This window comes from Leisingera methylohalidivorans DSM 14336, from assembly GCF_000511355.1.
Classification (GTDB): Bacteria; Pseudomonadota; Alphaproteobacteria; order Rhodobacterales; family Rhodobacteraceae; genus Leisingera; species Leisingera methylohalidivorans.
Genome location: NC_023135.1, coordinates 3,674,212 through 3,693,101, shown reverse-complemented (window position 1 = coordinate 3,693,101; position 18,890 = coordinate 3,674,212). Strand labels below are relative to the sequence as shown.

Sequence of the window (18,890 nt, the reverse complement as noted above, 5' to 3'; positions counted from 1 at the left end):
ATGCATTCGAAATGATCGTTTGAGACAAAGGGCGGTTCCGGGGCTACTGGCTCCCAGGAAACGCCGCGAGGTCTCTCATGCCAGCTACCGCCACCCGAAAACCGAACCGCCGGGGCCGCAACAAATCCGAGGCCGCCCCTGCCGCCCCGCCTGTCAGCCCCGGGATGACCGGCGGCCGCTACCGCCCGTTGAGCCTGGCGGAAATGGAGCGCATCCATGCGCTGGTGCTGCAGCTGCTGGCCGACCTCGGATTGTCGCAGCTCACCCCCAGCCTGGAAGCCCGGGCCGTTGCGGCAGGCTGCCAGGTGGATGAGACCGGCCGCCTGCGCTTTCCCCGGGCGCTGGTCGAAGATGTGATCGCCCGTACCCGGCGCAAGTTCACCCTGCACGGCATCGACCCGGCGCATGACATTGAAATCGGCGGCCGCCGGGTGCATGCGGGCACGGGTGGCGCGGCGCCAACGATTATGGATTTCCACAGCGGCAAGTACCGCGAAAGCACCGTCTCCGACCTCTATGATGTTGCGCGGCTGGTGGACCGGATGGACAATATCCACTGGTATCACCGTTCGGTCGTGGCCCGGGACACGCATACGATCCTCGATCTGGATATCAACACCACCTACGCCTGCCTGTCGGGCACCGCGAAATCCATCGCCGTCAGCTACACCGACAGCGCCAGTGTCCGCGCCGTGATGCCGATGCTGGACGCGGTGGCGGGCGGCGAGGGCAAGTTCCGCGAGCGCCCCTTCTGCACCGCTGTCTGCTGCCACGTGGTGCCGCCGATGCGCTTTGCCACCGAAAGCTGCGACGCGCTGGAGGCGGCGGTGGAGGCGGGCATGCCGATCCTGCTTGTGGCTGCAGGCCAGGCCGGGGCGACTGCACCTGCCGCCTTGGCCGGGGCCGTGGCGCAGGCCTGCGCCGAAGTTCTGGCCGGTCTGGTTCTGTGCAACATCATCGACCCGAACTGCCGCGGCATCTTTGCCACCTGGCCCTTCGTCAGTGACCTGCGCACCGGTGCGATGTCGGGCGGGTCGGGCGAGCAGGCGCTGCTGTCTGCCGCCTGCGCGCAGATGGCCGGTTTCTACGACCTGCCGAATTCGGTCCCTGCGGGGATGACCGACAGCAAACTGCCGGACATCCAGGCGGGCGGAGAGAAGGGTTACACCATTTCGCTAGCCGCCCATGCCGGGGCCTCGATGATTCACGAATGCGCGGGTATGCATGGCAGCCTGATGGGCACCAGCTTTGAGAGCTACGTGCTGGACAACGACCTGATCGGCGCCATCCTGCGCACGGTCAGGGGGATCGAAGTCAGCGCGGACACGCTCAGTTTCGACGTCATCCGCGGCGTTGTACTGGGCGAAGGCCACTATCTCGGCCACCCCCAGACCTTTGCCCGGATGAAGACGGACTATCTGTACCCCGCGATCGCGGACCGGCGCAGCATCAGCGAGTGGGAGGATGCCGGCGCCCGCGACGCCCGCGAGGTGGCGCGGGACAAGGTGCAAACGATTCTGGCGGACCACTATCCCCGTCACATCCCCGAAGCCTTGGACCAACAGCTGCGCGACAACTTCAACATCATTCTGCCCCGCGCCCGGATGTTCGGCGGCAACGGCGTCTGGTGACCCCAACAGGAAAGGATTTCGTCATGCAGTCTCATGCAAAAGTGGTGATCGCCGGCGGCGGCATGATGGGGGTGGGCCTGGCCTATCACCTGGCCGAGGAGGGCTGGAAAGACGTGGTGCTGATCGAGAAAGGCGAGCTGACCTCCGGCTCGACCTGGCACGCGGCAGGCCAGTGCCCCAGCTTCATCGGCAATTACAACATGGCCAAGATCCACCATTATTCCAACACGCTGTACCCGCGGCTGGAGGAGATCACCGGCCAGCCCGCAGGCTGGCATGGCTGCGGCGGCATCCGGCTGGCCACCACGCAGGAAGAGGTCGATTGGTTCAACTATGTCGCCGGGTTCTCGGCCAATGTCGGCTTCCACATGGAAGTCATCGGCCCCAGCCGGATCAAGGAGCTCAACCCCTGGCTGGAGACCGACGGCATTCTGGCCGGTGCCTGGACCAATATGGACGGCCATGTGGACCCGTCGAGCGCCTGCAACGCCATGGCTGCCGGGGCGCGCCGGATGGGGGCCGCGATCATCCGGCGCAACCGGGTGACGGACATCCGCCAGCTGCCTTCGGGCGAATGGCAGGTGGTGACCGAACAGGGCAGCATCACCTGCGAACATGTGGTCAATGCCGGGGGCTGCTACGCCCGCGAGGTCGGGCTGTGGGTCGGGCTGGATACGCCGATCACCAATATGGAGCACCATTACCTCGTCACCGAAGCGCTGGACGCGTTCAAGACCTGGGAGGGCGAATTGCCGGTGATGCGCGACCCTGCCACCGCCGGGTATTACCGGCAGGAACAGAAATCGGGCCTTGTCGGCATCTACGAGCACTACGGGGCCAAGGAGGCCTGGGGTCATCGCGGCGGCTTCCCGGAATGGGGCAGCGAGAACGAGCTTTTCGAAGGTGATATCGACCGTATCGCGCCCTGGCTGGAACAGGCCTTCGAGCGGATGCCGGTCTTTGCCGAGGCCGGGATCAAGCGCATCATCAACGGCGCAATTCCGCACACGCCCGACGGCAATCCGCTGGCCGGGCCCGCGCCCGGGCTGCGCAATTTCTGGCAGTGCTGCGGCTCGTCCATCGGCATCGCCCAGGGCGCGGGCGTCGGCAAATACCTGGCGCAATGGATGGTGCATGGCGACAGCGAGATCAACATGGCCTGCGTCGATCCGCGCCGCTTCGGCGGCTTCGCCGATCAGGCCTATACCCGCGCCAAGAGTTTTGAGGACTATCACGAGATGTTCGTGACCCCCCTGCCGGGGCGTGAAGCCGCCGCCGGGCGCGATGTGCGCACGACACCGCTCTATGAGCCGCTCAAGGCCAAGGGCGCGGTCTATTCTCAGGTCTTCGGCTGGGAACGTCCAAAGTATTTCGCGCCCGAGGGCTTTGTCGAAGACCTGCAATTCCGACGCAACAATACCTTCGGCATCGTGGCCGGGGAATGCCGTGCGGTGCGGCAGCGCGTGGGCATCTGCGACCTGTCCAGCTTTGCCAAATTCGACGTGACCGGACCGGGAGCAGAAGCGCTCTTGCACAGGCTGACAGCCAACAAGCTGCCGAAGAAGCAAGGCGGTATCACCCTGACCCATGTCCTGTCCGGCAATGGCCGGATTATCGGTGAATGGACCATTACCCGTCTGGCCGACGACCGCTTCTACGTGCTGACTGGCGCGGGTGCCGAATTGCAGGCGCTGGACCAGCTCAGCGCCGCCGGGGAAGATGTGGCGGTGACCAATGTGACCGATGATTTCGGCATGCTGGTTGTGGCCGGCCCCAAGGCTCGCGACGTGTTGCAGCCCCTGACCGAGGCGGACCTTTCTACGCCCTCCTTCCGTTGGCTGTCGGGGCAGGAGATTACCATCGCGGGCGTCGCCCTGCGCGCCCTGCGCGTGAACTATGTGGGCGAGCTGGGCTGGGAGTTGCACGCGCCGATGACCCAGCTGGCGGAACTCTACTCTGCCATCTGGCAGGCCGGCGAACCCCACGGCATTTCCGATTTCGGCCTCCATGCGGTGAACAGCCTGCGGATGGAGAAAGCCTATCACGGCATGAACACGGAACTGACCAGCGAAATCACCCTGATCGAGGCCGGCAGCTCCCGCTTCTATGCCCCGGACAAAGGCGCGTTTCAGGGGCGTGCAGCAACCGAACTTGTCCGCCAGCAGGGGATCGCCACCAAACTGGTTTATGGAGAAGTCGATGCGGACAATTGCGACATCTACGGCGGCGAGCCGGTGATGCAAGGGGACAAGGTGGTGGGCGTCTGCACCTCGGGCGGTTTCGGCCATGCCACCGGCAAGAGTCTCGGCTTTGCCTATGTCGATCCGGAGGCTGCCGGCGGGCTGGAGGTGGTTATCCTGGGCGAGCGCAAGGCCTTTACCCTGCTTGACGCCCCGGTTTGGGACCCGACCAACGAACGCCAGAAGGCATGAGCCGGCGCAGAGCCCGGAAGATAAGCAGGAGGTGAACTAACTGCCCGCTGTCCCGTTCTGCCTGTTTGGGGGGTGATCTGGGGCAGCGCCTTTATCTGCATGACATGGCAGCCGAGCTGATCTCGCCGCTTCTGCTCCTTTTTCGATGAACCGGGCCCAAGAGCCACGCAGTTGCTCACGGCTGCTGAGGTTCGGACTTCCGCCGTTGGTTGTGAGCGCAACATTGAGCAAATTAGGCTCGAAGGGAGAGTTTGCTGCGGCCCGGGCGAAGGGCTGGTCCAAGATGATCCGCACTTAACTGCGCCGGTCCCGAGCTGGGGCAATGCGCGTGACTTTTCGAACCTCTGCCATCGTAGAATATGCAAGTGCAGAAAACCGAAGAATGAAGCGCGCGGTTGCGGCAACAAAACTTCGCCGGTGCGGCGAATTGCTCTCACCGGTCATTCAAATCTGTCAATTGCAGAGGATCGCAAGCTGCCTTTTTGCCGTGGCGGGTTTCAACAATCGCAATGCGGGGCAAACACGCCGTTCGCGGCGTATACACTATTGTGCCAAATCAGCTGGTGCTCCGGTAGCGGGGTAAACCCCGCAGCGTTTGAGCGCGGCGCGCAGGTCCGGGGTTTTGCCGAGATACCGCCAGACCGTTTGATAAGTTGTGATCTCATTGCCGGTTTCCGGCTCAGTCCCGAGGATCAGCCCGCCCAGCGTTGTGGTATTGTCGAAATCCCCGAGCGACAGCACGATGCAAGAGGTTGATTTCCGCATCTTGCTCTCCTGAATGACACAGAACAGACGCCCGGCCTGCTGCGTGGCGATGCCCTCGAATTTAAGCCGCTTAGGCAGGTTGATCTGGTCCCGGGGATAGCGGGCGATGATCTTGACTGCCGTGCCGCGGCCGCTTTGTGCCACCTTGACCAGATGGACGTAGACGTTTGAAGGATCTGCCGGGTCGGTGAGGTAGCCCTGGTAATAACCGGTCTGCGCTGCCGGTTTGCTCTGGTTCAGAAACAGACGCTGGGCAAAACCAGTGGCCGGGTCCCGCGCAGCCAGCACCGGCGGCCGCAGCCGGACCAGCTCGCGGAAGGCCTCTGGCGCCATGAAGATCTCATGCTCGTCGATACCGAAGAAATCACAGATCCGCCGCAAGGTTTGCAGCGATGGCTGGGATTGGCCGGCCAGGTAGCGGTTGAACTGCGTACGGTTCAGATTTGCGCGGCGGCAGATGTCGGCCACCGAATTGCCGTAGCTGGCGAGTGTGCTCAGGTTTTGTGAAAGGTTTGAGGGCATGGCCCCTCCTGACGCTAGTAGACGCTACTGTCGCCCAACCAGCGTCCGGTCGCAACGCTTATTCCGATTGCCCGGGATTTCCCGCGCGGCCTAGCCTGTTCCCAGGAAGACCAAGACGACAGGGAACAGCATGAAACACTTCAATCACCTCGCCTGCAGCACGGCGATCAGCCTTGTGTGCAGCGGATTTGCCGGAGCTGCGGTTGCGGAAACGGCTGATCTGGTCATTCAGCACGGCCGGATCCTGACGATGGACGAAAACCGTACAAGGGCCAGCGCGATTGCGGTGAAGGGCAACACCATTCTGTTCACCGGCGATGATGCCGCGGCAGCGGATTTCATTGGCGCGGATACCCGGGTCATTGATGCCGAGGGGCAGGTCATTCTGCCCGGGCTGCATGACGTGCATATTCATCCGCTGTTTGCCATTGATCCGGTCTACAGCGGCGAAAAATTCGAATGCAATTTCGAAGGCGCGTCGGTCGACATGGATGAAACCGTGGCCAGGCTGCGGGCCTGCCTGCAAGAGGCCGAGCTGAACAGCGATGGCTGGCTGATCGGCAAGTATTTCAACCCGCCGTCGCTGCTGAGCGTGACCGGGACCTACCCAAGCGTCATTGCGGCGCTGGATGCGGTGTCCGCCACAACGCCGATCCTGCTGGAAGGGTCCGACGGGCATGCATTCGGGGCCAATACCGCCGCTCTGGCGCAGGCGCACCACCCCGATACCGGCAAGCCGGCCCCGGTGACAGCCGCCAGCCTGAAAGCGGACTATGCCGCCTATGCCGGGTATTTCAACATTGATGCCGATGGCAATCCGGATGGCACGGCGAAGGATTTTGCGGGCCACATCATCGGTGCCCCCGTTGCGGGCCTCGAGAACTACAAGCCGGTGCTGGATGACCTGGCCGCGCTGATGGCGTCAAACGGGATCACCTCGGCCCAGGACGCCTGGGTTTTTGACGAGATTGCGGAGGTCTACGAATATATGGAGGCGCAGGACCTGCTGAAGTTCCGCCTGCGGCTCAACACCCATATCGACAGCAATGTGATGGGCGGGCGCACCCGCGAACTCGACCTGGATGCCGCCATGGCCCATGCCGGCGCCATGCGCGCGCAGTTCGAGGGGTCGGAGTATATCAAGGCGGACGGGATCAAGATGTTCGTGGACGGCGTGGTGGAATACCCGACCCAGACCGCGGCGATGCTGAACCCCTATCTTGAGCCGGTGATGGGCGAGGGGCTGGAAATCAAGGGCTATGTCGACCAAGACAGCGCAGTCTGCAGCGAAGCCCGCGCCCATCTGGCCGATTACGCGATCCCCGCGGCCGCCAATGCCTTCAGGGAGTCCCATGGCCATGATGCCTCGCAATGCGAGAAGCGCTACGGGCTGCTGGAATTCACGCCGCAGGAGCTGAACCGCGCGGTCACCGCCTTTGACGCGGCGGGCTTTACCGTTCACATGCACGCGCTTGGCGACGGAGCGGTGAAAACCGCGCTGGATGCCATCGAAGCCGCACGCCGCGCAAACGGCAACAGCGGGCTGCCGCATAACCTGGCACATATCCAATTTGTTGCTGATGAAGATATCGCGCGGATTGGCGAGATGGGGGTTCTCGTGACCCCGACCATGGCCTGGGCGGTGCCGTTCTGGGAATATGACACCACGGTCAACCCCTTCATCAACGAAGTGGATTCACTGGTGGACCTGGACAAGCTCTACCGCCAGGAAGGTCTTTGGGGGGATCGGGTCTACCCGTTCCGCAGCATCCGGGATGCCGGCGGTATTGTTGCGGCGGGCAGCGATGCGCCAGTGGATGTGCCGTCACCGCAGCCCTTCGTCAACATGGCGGCAGGGATGATCCGGGCGGACCTGCTGCCCGCCGACCCGCTATCGGAGGATGAAAACGGGGAAACCGTGATAGTTGCGGTCAACGCGGAGGAAGTGCTGGAGCTGGACGATGTTCTGGCCGCTTATACGGTGAACGGTGCGATTGCGATGGGGCAGCAGGATCTGACCGGGTCGCTGGAGCCGGGGAAACGGGCGGATCTGATCATGATTGATACCGACATCGAAGCACTGTCGCAGAATGTCGAGACGATCTGGGACATCGCGGAGACCAAGGTCCTGCTGACAGTCTTCGACGGCGAGATCGTCCACGACGCACGCTGAAGCGAGTTCAGTTTCCAATACAATAGCCCGGGCGGTTTCTGCCCGGGCTGTAAAGCCGGATAACCGGATCCAAACATGGGCTGGTCAATGCAGGCGGTAGCTTCGGGCAGACTACGGAGTCTGGAAGCGGCCGTTGGTCGCCGTGCCGGGAATGTTCACTTTGTCTGCGCAGTTCAGTTGCTGCTGGTCCGAACCGTGCTGCGGCTTGCATGAAGGGCTGCTCTACGCGTTGCGGCGCAGCGGTGGACTCAGCCGCCGCGCATCGTGGAATATTCCGCCAGCGCGCCTGGAATATGCCAGCCTCCCGCGGGGTGCGACCGAGCCTGCGCTATGGGAGCGCACAGGCATGGGCTTCGCAGAGGTTCGGGAAAGTTGCCATTTACCCGGCCGGGCCTTCGCGGCGTGTTTTGCGTGTTTCACGCCTGATACGCATTGTCACCCCCGGTCAATCCGCGCCTGGTAGCAGTTGTTGCGCGCCGAGCGGATGTGGATGTAGCTGACCCGCGCATCTTCGAAGATCGCCTCTGCCTGCGCCATCATCTGTGCCTGCGGGATGACAATGCCGGTGCCATAGACGATCCGGTGATCGCTGCCATAGCCCTTGATCAGGTAGTCGGGGGAGCGGGTGAAGATCTCTGGCAGAGCCTCGCCCTCGTGGCGCTCGCAAGGCTCCGCGCACAGGAAAACCGGCCCGGTCTCGGCATAGGGCTGCGCCTCTGGGAAAGGGCGGTGGGCGAGGATCAGCATGCCTGCGCCTGCGGGAATGTATCTCAGGCAGTGGCGGCAGGGGTTGCCGCCGCCATCCGACACTGTGCGTTCCGGCATCCGGCCGTGCGCGTCGGGGCCGCCGTCTTGCAGAATGCGGACAATTTCTGTGGGCAGGGCGGTGATCTTGGTCATGTGTTTCCTCCTGTGCTGACAGGATGATGCCGCCGTTGCCTTGGTTCAATCGACCCGGATCTTGCGCATCCGGCACAGGCGCCGGGAGCGGGCGCGAATCCGGGCGCTCCCGCCAGCCGCGCGGGCATTGAAATGCCCTCCGCCTGTTGGGCGTGGCGCCGCGCCGGGGCGCGGCGCGGGATGCGCTTGCGGCTGACGTTTTCAGCAAGACTCCACATAAGAACAAAACGGGAATATCATGCGATTCATGTTTGCCGAATTCGCCTGCCTTTCGAATTTCACCTTCCTCACCGGGGCGTCCCACCCGGAGGAATACGTGCAGCGTGCGCTGGAGCTGGGGATCGGCGCGGTTGCGATTGCCGACGAGAACTCGGTGGCGGGCATCGTGCGCGCCCATGCGCAATGCCGCGACATTGCCCGAAGGGTGCAGGAGCGGCGGGTCTGGGACCGGCGGAATGCCCCCATCGGCCCGCCGCGGCCCGAAGGCATCGCGCCGCCGCCCTCCTTCCCCGTCTATCAGGTGCCGCGGCTGATCCCGGCGGCGCGGCTGATCTTCGCCGATGCGCCGCAGGTGATTGCCTTGCCAGTGAACCGGGCGGGCTGGGGCAGCCTGACGCGGCTGCTGTCCATTGGGCGGCTGAGGGCGGAAAAAGGCAGCTGTACGCTCGGCCTGTCCGACCTGATGGAATTCGCAGACGGTCTCCACCTGCTGCTGCTGCCGCAGGCGGAACAGACGCCGGGCGGCGCGGGCGGATGGGGGCCGCATATGGACGGGCTGACGCGGCGCTTTGGCGGCCGCATGCATCTGCTGATGGCGCCTGCCTATGATGGCGGCGACCGGGCGCGGTTTGCGCAGCTCGCGGATCTCGCCCGGCATCTGGACCTGCCGCCGCTGGCCAGTGCCGCGCCAAAGATGCACCACGGCCGCCGCCGCCGCCTCGGCGATGTCCTCAGCGCCATCCGCCTGCGCAGCAAGGTGGAGGATCTGGGCCGCGCTGCCATGGCCAATGGCGAGCAGCGGCTGCGCTCCGGGGCGGAAATGCGCCGCCTGTTCCGCGGCTATGAAGACGCGGTGGACAATGCCGCCCGGCTGGCGGCGCAGCTGACCTTCTCGCTGGACGAACTGCGCTATGACTACCCGGACGAGGGCCGCGGCAGTGAAACCCCGCCGCAGCGGCTGCGGCGGCTGGCCGAAGAGGGTCTGCGCTGGCGCTATCCCGGCGGCGCGCCGGAGCGGGTGCGCGGCCTGCTGGAGCATGAGCTGGCGCTGATCGGCAAGCTGAAATACGACCCCTATTTCCTGACCGTGCGCGACATCGTCGCCTTTGCCCGCTCCCGCGGGATCCTCTGCCAGGGGCGCGGCTCAGCCGCCAATTCGGTGGTCTGCTACTGCCTCGGCGTCACCTCGGTCAGCCCGGAACTGGGCACCATGGTGTTCGAGCGTTTCGTCAGTGAAGCCCGCGACGAGCCGCCCGACATCGACGTCGATTTCGAACACGAACGGCGCGAGGAGGTGATCCAGTGGATCTATGAACGCTACGGCCGCCACCGCGCGGGCCTCTGTGCCACCGTGATCCACTACCGCGGCAAGCGCGCGATCCGCGAGGTGGGCCGCGCCATGGGGCTGACCGAGGACACCATCTCGGCGCTCAGCTCGCAGCTATGGGGGTTTTTCAGCGCCAAGGGGGTGGAGGCCGAGCGGATGCGCGAAATCGGCCTCGACCCTTCCAGCCGCCGCCTGCAGCTGACGATGCAGCTGGTCGAAGAGATCATCGGCTTCCCGCGCCACCTGTCGCAGCACGTGGGCGGCTTCATCATCACCCAAGGCCGCCTGGATGAGCTGGTCCCCATTGAGAACGCCACCATGGAGGGGCGCACGGTCATTTGCTGGGACAAGGACGACATCGACACGCTGGGCATCCTCAAGGTCGATGTGCTGTCGCTGGGCATGCTCACCTGCATCCGCAAGGCGTTTGACCTGATGCAGCAGCATCACCAGCTGGACTACAGCCTCGCCACCCTGCCGCCGGAGGATCCGGCGGTCTACAACATGCTGTGCCGGGCCGACAGCATCGGGGTGTTCCAGGTCGAAAGCCGGGCGCAGATGAACTTTTTGCCGCGGATGCAGCCGCGCAATTTCTATGATCTGGTGATCGAGGTCGCCATCGTCCGCCCCGGCCCGATCCAGGGCGATATGGTGCACCCCTATATCCGCCGCCGCAACAACGAGGAGCCGGTGCATTTCCCCTCCGACGCGCTGGGCGAGGTCCTGGGCAAGACCCTTGGCGTGCCGCTGTTTCAGGAGCAGGCGATGCAGATCGCCATCGTCGGCGCCGGTTTCACGCCGGAGCAGGCCGACCGGCTGCGCCGCTCGCTTGCGACCTTCAAAAAGCATGGCAATGTCAGCGAGTTCCGCAGCCTGTTCCTGCGCGGCATGGCGCGCAACGGCTATGACGCCGAATTCTCCGAGCGCTGCTTTTCCCAGATCGAGGGCTTCGGCTCCTACGGCTTTCCCGAAAGCCACGCCGCGTCTTTTGCGCTGCTGGTCTATGCTTCGGCCTGGATCAAATGCCACCACCCCGGCATCTTTGCCTGCGCGCTGCTGAACGCCCAGCCGATGGGGTTCTACGCGCCGGCCCAGATCGTCCGGGATGCCCGCGCGCACGGGGTGGCGGTGCGCCCGGTCTGCATCAACAATTCCTACTGGGACAATGTGATGGAGCCGGACGGCGAGGGCGGGCTGGCGCTGCGGCTGGGGTTCAGGCAGGTCAAGGGTCTGCGGGATGAGGACGCCGCCTGGCTCACGGCGGCGCGCGGCAATGGCTATACCGAGGTCGAGGACGTCTGGCGCAAGGCCGGCATCGCGCCGCCGGTGATCGCGCGGCTGGCGGAGGCCGATGCCTTTGCCGCCCTCGGCCTCAACCGGCGCGAGGCCCTGTGGGCGGCCAAGGCGATCACCGCCCGCAAGCCGCTGCCGCTGTTTGCCCGCGAGCTGGAGGGGGAGGGGCTCTGCGAGCCGGAAGCCGACCTGCCGCAGATGGGGCTGGGCGAGGAGGTGGTGGAGGACTATGTCGCCATGCGGCTGAGCCTGCGCGCCCATCCGGTGGCGCTGATCCGGCATCTGCTGACGCCGCAGAGCCCGGGCGGCGGCGCGGGGCGCGGACCGGGGAAGTGAGTATCTGGGGAAGGATGAAGCGGCGGATGCCGTCAGGCAGGGCCTCCGGACACCCGAGCCGCAGACGGTTTTGCCATGCCCGCGCGCCTGATAACGCCAACTGTGGCAGGAAAGCCGGTTCACCCCGGCGCGGCGAGGCGTTAGAAGGCTTGCGAACACTGCCTTGCCCCGGAGCTACCCCATGACCGCACCCAAACCCGTTGTCCTGTGCATTCTTGACGGCTGGGGCAGTGGCGAGCCGGGCAAGGCAAACGCGCCCTATCTGGCGCAGACCCCGGCCTTTGATGCGATCCTGGCCAAGGGGCCGGCGGCCAGGCTGATCACCCACGGGCCGGATGTGGGGCTGCCGACCGGGCAGATGGGCAATTCCGAGGTCGGACACACCAATATCGGCGCAGGCCGGGTGGTGGCGATGGATCTGGGCCAGATCGACCTGGCCATTGAAGACGGCTCCTTCTTTGAAAACGAGGCGCTGCAAGCCTTTATCGCGCGGCTGAAGGACAGCGGCGGTGCGGCGCATCTGATGGGGCTGGTTTCGGACGGGGGCGTGCATGGGCATATCAACCACATTCTGGCGGCGGTGAAGGCGGTGACGGAGGCGGGGGTGCCGGTCTGGCTGCATGCAATCACCGACGGCCGCGACGTGGCGCCGAAATCGGCCTTCCGCCACTTCCGCCGCTTGGAGGAGAAACTGCCGGAGGGCGCGCGGATTGCGACCGTCACCGGGCGCTATTTCGCGATGGACCGCGACAACCGCTGGGGCCGGGTGAGCGAGGCCTATGACGCGATGATCCACGCCAAGGGGCGGCCGGGGCTGAATGCCCACGGTGCGGTGGATCATGCCTATAACCAGTCGGAAACCGATGAATTCATCGCCGCCACCGTGCTGCAAGGCTATGGCGGAGTGAAAGACGGCGACGGGTTTTTCTGCCTCAACTTCCGTGCCGACCGCGCGCGGGAGATTCTGCGGGCGATTGGCGAGCCGGGCTTTGATGAATTCGACACCGGCCCCCGCCCGGACCTGGCCGCATTGCTGGGCATGGTGGAGTATTCCGACAGCCATAGCGATTACATGACCACCTGCTATCCCAAGGCGGCAATCGTCAACACGCTGGGGGCCTGGGTGGCCAAACAGGGCAAGCGCCAGTTCCGGCTGGCGGAGACCGAGAAATATCCGCATGTGACGTTCTTCCTCAACGGCGGCAAGGAAGAGCCGGAAGAGGGCGAAGACAGATTCATGCCGAAGTCGCCGAATGTGGCGACCTATGATTTGCAGCCGGAGATGAGCGCGCCGGAAGTGACGGAGAAGTTCATTGAGGCAATCGCGGCGGGCTATGACCTGATTGTGACCAATTACGCCAACCCGGATATGGTCGGCCATACCGGCGATCTGAAGGCGGCGATACTGGCCTGCGAAGCGGTGGACCGCGGCCTGGCGCAGGTGGTGGAAGCGCTGGAAAAGGCGGGCGGCGCGATGATTGTCACCGCCGACCATGGCAATTGCGAGGTGATGGTGGATCCGGAAACCGGCGGCGCCCATACCGCCCATACGCTGAATCTGGTGCCGGTGGCGCTGGTCGGCGGACCGGAGGGGGCACGCTTGCGCGACGGGCGGCTGGCGGATCTGGCGCCGACGATACTGGAGCTGATGGGGCTGGAGAAACCGGCCGAGATGACCGGGGAGAGCCTGCTGTCATGACGCTGCGGGCGGGCCTTTTTCTGCTGGCCCTGCTGGCCGCGCCGCTGCAATCGGCGGCGGACCCTGCCGGGGCCGCGCGCACGGCGGCGGCGCAGCTGGAGGGGGCTTCGGTGCAGTTGCAGGAGGCCGGCAGCTCGCGCGACCGGGTGAAGGCGCTGACCGCAACCGTGCAGGCCTTTGAGGCCGGGCTGGCGGCGATGCGCGACGGTTTGCGCCGGGTGGCGCGGCGCGAGGCGCAGCTGAGCGCCCAGCTGGCGGCGCGGCAAGAGGAGGTCTCGGGGCTTCTGGGCATAATCCAGACCATTGAAACCTCGCCGCCGCCGGTTTTGATGGTGCATCCTTCGGGACCTCTGGGGGCGGCACGTTCGGCGATGATGCTGGCCGAGGTGACCCCCGCCCTGCACGCCAGGGCGCAGTCGCTGAAGGCGGATCTGGACGAGGTGCAGTCCTTGCGGCTGCTGCAGCAGAACGCGGCCAGGACGCTGGAGGAAGGGCTGGCGGGCGTGCAGTCCGCGCGGGTGCAGCTGTCCACCGCGATTGCCGACCGCACCACCTTGCCCAAGCGGTTCACCGCCGATCCGGTGCGCACCGCGATCCTGATTTCCTCGACCGAGACGCTGTCGGGCTTTGCCGATGGTTTGGCCGAGATTGCCGGCGGTGACATCGCCGGGACCAGCGCCGACATCACCGAGCTGCGCGGCACCCTGCCGCTGCCGGTCGAAGGGCTGCTGCTGCGCGGCTACGGCGAGCGCGATGCGGCGGGCATTGCCCGCCCCGGCCTGCTGATTGCGGCCCGCCCCCGCGCCCTGGTCACGGCGCCGGCCGCCGCCACCATCCGCTACCGCGGGCCGCTTCTGGATCTGGGCAATGTGGTGATTCTGGAGCCGCAGCCGGACACCCTGTTTGTGCTCTCCGGCCTGGCCGAGGTGTTCGGCGAGGCGGGGCAGGTGATCCCCGCGGGCACGCCGGTTGGATTGATGAGCGGAGAAAATCCCAAGCCGGATGCAATTCTGTCACTTAGCGGTGAAGGGGGTGGAACTGACCGGACAGAAACGCTCTATATAGAAGTAAGAATGGACAACAGCCCGGTGGACCCGGAAACATGGTTCCGCACTGGAAAAGGTGGATGAAGGCTTGATGAAAAAATTTGCGATGGCGGCCATTGGCGGCACGCTGGCAGGGATTGTTGCAACAACCTATGTCGCGGGTCCTCTGCTGGCGCAGGAGGGCGCGGGCGAGGCCAATGTCTATGAGCAGCTGGACCTGTTCGGCGACATCTTCGAGCGCATCCGCGCGCAATATGTCGAGGAAGTTGACGAGAAAGAGCTGATCGAGGCGGCAATCGCCGGCATGCTGACCTCGCTGGATCCGCATTCCAGCTACCTGTCGCCGGAGGACGCGGCCAGCATGCGGGTGCAGACCCGCGGCGAGTTCGGCGGGCTGGGGATCGAAGTCACCCAGGAAGAGGGCTTTGTCAAAGTTGTCTCCCCGATCGACGGCACCCCGGCGGATGAGGCCGGGATGGAAGCCGGCGATTTCATCACTCATGTGGACGGCGAAAGCGTGCTGGGCCTGTCGCTGGACGATGCGGTGACCCTGATGCGCGGGCCGGTGGGGTCCGAGATCGTGATCACCGTGGTGCGCGAAGGCGAGGCGGAGCCGTTTGATGTCTCGATCATCCGCGACACCATCAAGCTGACCGCGGTGCGCAGCCGCATCGAGGGCGACACCGTGGTGATGCGGATCACCACCTTCAACGACCAGACCACCACCAACCTGGTGTCGGGCCTGAAAAAACAGATCGAGGAGGCCGGCGGCAAGGACAATGTGAACGGCATCGTTCTGGACCTGCGCAACAACCCCGGCGGGCTGCTGACCCAGGCGATCAAGGTGGCGGACAGCTTCCTGGAATCGGGCGAGATCGTCTCGACCCGCGGCCGCGACCCCGAAGATGGCGAGCGGTTCAACGCAACCCCGGGCGATCTGGCGGAGGGCAAGCCGATTGTGGTGCTGATCAATGGCGGTTCGGCCTCGGCCTCGGAGATTGTGGCCGGTGCGCTGCAGGACCACCGCCGCGCTATCGTCATCGGCACCAAGTCGTTCGGCAAGGGATCGGTGCAGACGGTGATGCCGCTGAAGGGCGACGGCGCGATGCGTCTGACCACCGCGCGCTATTACACGCCGTCGGGCCGCTCGATCCAGGCGCTGGGTGTCAGCCCGGACATCGTGGTTCAGCAGCCGCGCCGCAAAGCTGCTGCGGAAGAGGACGAGGACAGCCCGGCCCGCCGCTCGCGCTCCGAAGCCGATCTGCGCGGCCGCCTGAACAATGACAGCCTGAGCGAGGATGAGATCCGCCAGATCGAAGCCGACCGCGAGAAGGCCGAAAAGGCCGCCGAGCTGCGCGAAGAGGATTACCAGCTGGCCTATGCCATCGACATTCTGAAAGGCCTGGTGGCGCTGGGGCCGAACTGAGGCCCGCAGCAAACGGTTTTCAAAAGGCCGCCTTGGGGCGGCCTTTTTCATGCAGCAGATACAGCCGCCCGGGCGTATCGCCTGGGCGGTTCCATTCCGTTGCCGGTCTTTCTGGTGCAGCCTTGATCCCGTGAAGGATGGCGGCGCCGCCGGGGGGAGTTGGACAGACCCCGCAGGGCCCGCTCGGACAGGAGTTCCTGAACGACCCCCTTATTATCGGGGCCGGTCTCCGGGTGTTGCGCAGGCAGCCACACAGATGCCTGCGCCTTGTATCATGGCCCATATGCGGGGCCATGGCGGGTGATCGCGATCAGCAGGCAGTCTGGCACAGGGGAATGAGAAACGCGTGAAGGGGGCGTACGCCGGCTGCGCAACACCTGCCGGCCTATGTTTCCTGCGCATGCGGCAAATCTGTTGACTGCGCACCCTGCGTCAACCCAACGTACTGCCAGATTAAAAAACAAGGTATTTCGCGGGAACAGGCTGCCGGCCGTTCCCGCCTGAGGGGACGGAGAAATTCATGGACAGAATTCTGCTGATGATCGTGTGCGCCTTTGCCGGCGCCGCGGGGGTGTATTTTTACCTGCAGAGCAAACAGCCGGTCGTGGTCGGGACGACGCCGGTCATTTCCGAGCCGCGGCTGATCAACGCGCTGGAAACAACCGAGGCCTATTCCGCAAATGCCTTGGTTCTGGTCAAGGAACGCAGGCTTCTGGGCAGGGAAAACAACGCGGTCTATGTCTCTCAGTGGCAGCAGAAAGTGGTCATCGGGGTGGATTTCACCGGGTTCGACTGGAAAACCGTCAGCGGCATCGGGGAAGAACTGAAAGAGGGCGGCCATACCGTCAGCGGGACCATCCCGGCGCTGAAGGTGCTGCATGAATACGTTGTTAAAGGCAGCGAGAAGAATGAGGTCGCCAGCCGGATCGTGAATTTCGACGAAGACAAAGTTCTGGGGGCTGCAGCAGAAGAGCGCCGCGGCGCAGCTGATACCTGCAGCCGGGACATGATCCTGTACCGGGACGAGGTGGTGAAGCATGCGATGGAGACTGTGGTCCGCAACCTGTCTGCCGCCATGCCGGTTGATGCCAATGGTGCGCCTCTGGTGGCGTTTAACCTGCATTTCGAAAACGAGGCGGATCTGCTGGCCGGGATCGCGCAACGCAATTCGGGCAATCAGGGATCGACGTCCTGCAGCGGCGTTGAGTATGTCAACTGAGGCGGGGCACCGGCGCCTCCGCTGACCCCGCGTCTTCGTGACAATAAACGCCCGATCTCCGGCGTACTGACCGGGCAGGCTGGTCTATGCTCGCCTCATGATGTTTGACCTGCCTGATTCCCAGACGCTGTACCAAGCGCTGATCACCTGCGACGCGGCTTACGAGGGGCGCGCCTATGTCGGTGTGACCTCCACCGGTATCTTCTGCCGGCTGAGCTGCCCGGCGCGCAAGCCCAAGTTCGAGAACTGCCGGTTCCATGCCACACCCGGCGCCTGCATCGAGGCGGGGTTCCGCGCCTGCAAGCGCTGCAAGCCGTTGGCGGCGGCGGCGGCGGATGATCCGGTGGTGCAGGGCCTGCTGGCCAAGCTGGAGCAACGTCCGGCGTACCGCTGGGGCGAGGGCGATCTGGTGCGGATGGGGCTGGATGCGTCCACTGTGCGGCGGGCCTTCAAGCGTCATTTCGGCATGACCTTTCTGGAAATGGCCCGCCAGCGCCGCCTGCGCGAGGGCTTCACCGCGCTGAAGGCCGGTGAGCCGGTGATTGCGGCGCAGATCGATGCCGGGTTTGAAAGCGCCAGCGCCTTTCGCGCGGCCTTTGCCAAGCTGGTGGGGATTGCGCCGGGGGCGTTCCGCAAGGATGCGCTGCTCTTGGCCGACTGGATCGACACGCCGCTGGGCGCAATGATTGCGATCAGCTGCCGCCACCAGCTGCATCTGCTGGAATTTGCCGACCGCAAGGCGCTGCCGCGCGAGGTGGCCAAGCTGCAAAAGGCGCAGCCCGGCGGCCTGGGTTTCGGCCGCCCGGCGCCGACGGAGCAGATCGCCGAGGAGCTGCGCCGGTACTTTGCCGGTGAGGGGGCTGCGTTCGAAACACCGCTGGCGCTGCACGGCACTGCGTTTGAGCGCGAAGTCTGGCGCTATCTGGTGACCATCCCGGCAGGCGAGACCCGCAGTTATTCGCAGATTGCGCGGGAGCTGGGCCGGGTCTCGGCGGCGCGGGCGGTGGCGCGGGCCAATGGCCGCAATCAGCTGGCGCTGGCGGTGCCCTGCCACCGGGTGCTGTCGGCGGATGGATCGCTGACCGGTTATGGCGGCGGGCTGTGGCGCAAGCAGCGGCTGATCGAGATTGAGACAAGTTACAAACAGAGGATTTCTGCATGACATATTCCGAACGCGCGGCGGCATTTGCGGCGCTGCATCAGCCGGGCAACCCGCTGGTGCTGTATAACATCTGGGACGCAGGCAGCGCCAAGGCGATTGCCGGGGCGGGGGCCGCGGCGCTGGCAACCGGCAGCCATCCGGTGGCCGCGGCGCAGGGCTTTGCCGATGGCGAGCAGATCCCGCTGGCGTTTGTTCTGGGCAATGCCGAACGCATCATCGCGGCGACCGGCCTGCCGGTCACCATTGATTTCGAAGGCGGCTATGCCCGCGCGCCGGAGCAGCTGAGTGCCAATGTGAAGCGGCTGGCAGAGACCGGCGCGGTGGGGCTGAACTTTGAGGACCAGATCATCGGGACGGCTGATGTCTATGGCATCGAAGAGCAGGCCCGGCGGGTTGCTGCGGTGCGGGCGGCGGATGCGGATATCTTTGTCAACGCGCGCACTGATCTGTTTCTGAAAGAGAAAGATGCGTCAAAACACGCCGGGCTGGTGCCGGAAGCGCTGGAGCGCGGCGCCGCCTATGCCGAGGCGGGGGCCAGCGGGTTCTTTATCCCGGGCCTCAGCGATCCGGATCTGATTGCCCGGATCTGCGAAAGCGCCCGCTTGCCGGTCAACACGATGATGCGCGGCATCACGCTGGAAACCGCGCGGCAGGCAGGTGTTGCGCGGGCCAGTTACGGGCCGATCCCGCATGCCAGGCTGATGCAGGTGCTGGCAGAGCATTTCCAGACGCTGGAGTGA

Annotated in this window: 12 protein-coding genes; 10 read left to right on the top strand and 2 right to left on the bottom strand. The window is 64.9% G+C overall.

Annotated elements, in window-relative coordinates; all coding sequences use genetic code 11:
* The first annotated feature begins 77 nt into the window (after positions 1–77).
* On the top strand, positions 78–1,631 hold the full coding sequence (locus METH_RS17950) for a trimethylamine methyltransferase family protein (RefSeq protein ID WP_024091892.1): 1,554 nt from the start codon (positions 78–80) through the stop codon (positions 1,629–1,631).
* Between the two features lie 23 nt (positions 1,632–1,654).
* On the top strand, positions 1,655–4,063 hold the full coding sequence (locus tag METH_RS17945; RefSeq protein WP_024091891.1) for an FAD-dependent oxidoreductase: 2,409 nt from the start codon (positions 1,655–1,657) through the stop codon (positions 4,061–4,063).
* A gap of 543 nt (positions 4,064–4,606) precedes the next feature.
* Here the strand turns inward: METH_RS17945 and METH_RS17940 are convergent.
* The gene (locus tag METH_RS17940; protein ID WP_024091890.1) at positions 4,607–5,350 is read right to left on the bottom strand and encodes a helix-turn-helix transcriptional regulator; all 744 of its coding nucleotides are present in this window, start codon (positions 5,348–5,350) and stop codon (positions 4,607–4,609) included.
* Positions 5,351–5,480: 130 nt separating this feature from the next.
* On the opposite strand from METH_RS17940, the gene METH_RS17935 reads away from it, so the two are divergent.
* Positions 5,481–7,523: an amidohydrolase gene (locus tag METH_RS17935; protein WP_024091889.1), complete on the top strand. Its 2,043-nt coding sequence runs from the start codon at positions 5,481–5,483 to the stop codon at positions 7,521–7,523.
* 435 nt (positions 7,524–7,958) lie between these two features.
* On the opposite strand, the gene METH_RS17930 is transcribed toward METH_RS17935, so the two are convergent.
* A complete protein-coding gene (locus tag METH_RS17930) occupies positions 7,959–8,423 on the bottom strand; it encodes a DUF1203 domain-containing protein (protein ID WP_024091888.1) in 465 nt (154 codons plus the stop codon).
* Positions 8,424–8,670: 247 nt separating this feature from the next.
* Between METH_RS17930 and METH_RS17925 the strand changes: the two genes are divergently transcribed.
* The 7 genes from METH_RS17925 to METH_RS17895 all read left to right on the top strand — a co-directional run bounded on the left by METH_RS17925 (position 8,671) and on the right by METH_RS17895 (position 18,890).
* Positions 8,671–11,598, top strand: a complete 2,928-nt coding sequence (locus tag METH_RS17925) for an error-prone DNA polymerase (RefSeq protein WP_024091887.1) — start codon at positions 8,671–8,673, stop codon at positions 11,596–11,598.
* 181 nt (positions 11,599–11,779) lie between these two features.
* On the top strand, positions 11,780–13,297 hold the full coding sequence (gene gpmI, locus METH_RS17920; protein ID WP_024091886.1) for a 2,3-bisphosphoglycerate-independent phosphoglycerate mutase: 1,518 nt from the start codon (positions 11,780–11,782) through the stop codon (positions 13,295–13,297).
* A complete protein-coding gene (locus METH_RS17915) occupies positions 13,294–14,427 on the top strand; it encodes a murein hydrolase activator EnvC family protein (RefSeq protein WP_024091885.1) in 1,134 nt (377 codons plus the stop codon). The genes gpmI and METH_RS17915 overlap by 4 nt, the downstream gene beginning before the upstream one ends.
* Before the next feature lie 7 nt (positions 14,428–14,434).
* The gene (locus METH_RS17910; RefSeq protein ID WP_024091884.1) at positions 14,435–15,769 is read left to right on the top strand and encodes a S41 family peptidase; all 1,335 of its coding nucleotides are present in this window, start codon (positions 14,435–14,437) and stop codon (positions 15,767–15,769) included.
* A gap of 520 nt (positions 15,770–16,289) precedes the next feature.
* Complete coding sequence (locus tag METH_RS17905; RefSeq protein ID WP_024091883.1) at positions 16,290–16,988, top strand: hypothetical protein; 699 nt, start codon at positions 16,290–16,292, stop codon at positions 16,986–16,988.
* Between the two features lie 97 nt (positions 16,989–17,085).
* The gene (locus METH_RS17900) at positions 17,086–18,150 is read left to right on the top strand and encodes a bifunctional transcriptional activator/DNA repair enzyme AdaA (protein WP_024091882.1); all 1,065 of its coding nucleotides are present in this window, start codon (positions 17,086–17,088) and stop codon (positions 18,148–18,150) included.
* Positions 18,147–18,890 (top strand): isocitrate lyase/PEP mutase family protein, encoded by a 744-nt coding sequence (locus METH_RS17895; protein ID WP_024091881.1) that lies wholly within the window; start codon positions 18,147–18,149, stop codon positions 18,888–18,890. The genes METH_RS17900 and METH_RS17895 overlap by 4 nt, the downstream gene beginning before the upstream one ends.

Excerpts from the sequence above, each read along its gene's own strand:
- METH_RS17910 (WP_024091884.1), top strand. The coding sequence starts at position 14,435 with ATGAAAAAATTTGCGATGGCGGCCATTGGCGGCACGCTGGCAGGGATT.
- METH_RS17930 (WP_024091888.1), bottom strand. The coding sequence starts at position 8,423 with ATGACCAAGATCACCGCCCTGCCCACAGAAATTGTCCGCATTCTGCAA.
- METH_RS17915 (WP_024091885.1), top strand. The coding sequence starts at position 13,294 with ATGACGCTGCGGGCGGGCCTTTTTCTGCTGGCCCTGCTGGCCGCGCCG.
- gpmI (WP_024091886.1), top strand. The coding sequence starts at position 11,780 with ATGACCGCACCCAAACCCGTTGTCCTGTGCATTCTTGACGGCTGGGGC.
- METH_RS17905 (WP_024091883.1), top strand. The coding sequence starts at position 16,290 with ATGGACAGAATTCTGCTGATGATCGTGTGCGCCTTTGCCGGCGCCGCG.
- METH_RS17925 (WP_024091887.1), top strand. The coding sequence starts at position 8,671 with ATGTTTGCCGAATTCGCCTGCCTTTCGAATTTCACCTTCCTCACCGGG.
- METH_RS17900 (WP_024091882.1), top strand. The coding sequence starts at position 17,086 with ATGATGTTTGACCTGCCTGATTCCCAGACGCTGTACCAAGCGCTGATC.
- METH_RS17940 (WP_024091890.1), bottom strand. The coding sequence starts at position 5,350 with ATGCCCTCAAACCTTTCACAAAACCTGAGCACACTCGCCAGCTACGGC.
- METH_RS17935 (WP_024091889.1), top strand. The coding sequence starts at position 5,481 with ATGAAACACTTCAATCACCTCGCCTGCAGCACGGCGATCAGCCTTGTG.
- METH_RS17895 (WP_024091881.1), top strand. The coding sequence starts at position 18,147 with ATGACATATTCCGAACGCGCGGCGGCATTTGCGGCGCTGCATCAGCCG.
- METH_RS17950 (WP_024091892.1), top strand. The coding sequence starts at position 78 with ATGCCAGCTACCGCCACCCGAAAACCGAACCGCCGGGGCCGCAACAAA.
- METH_RS17945 (WP_024091891.1), top strand. The coding sequence starts at position 1,655 with ATGCAGTCTCATGCAAAAGTGGTGATCGCCGGCGGCGGCATGATGGGG.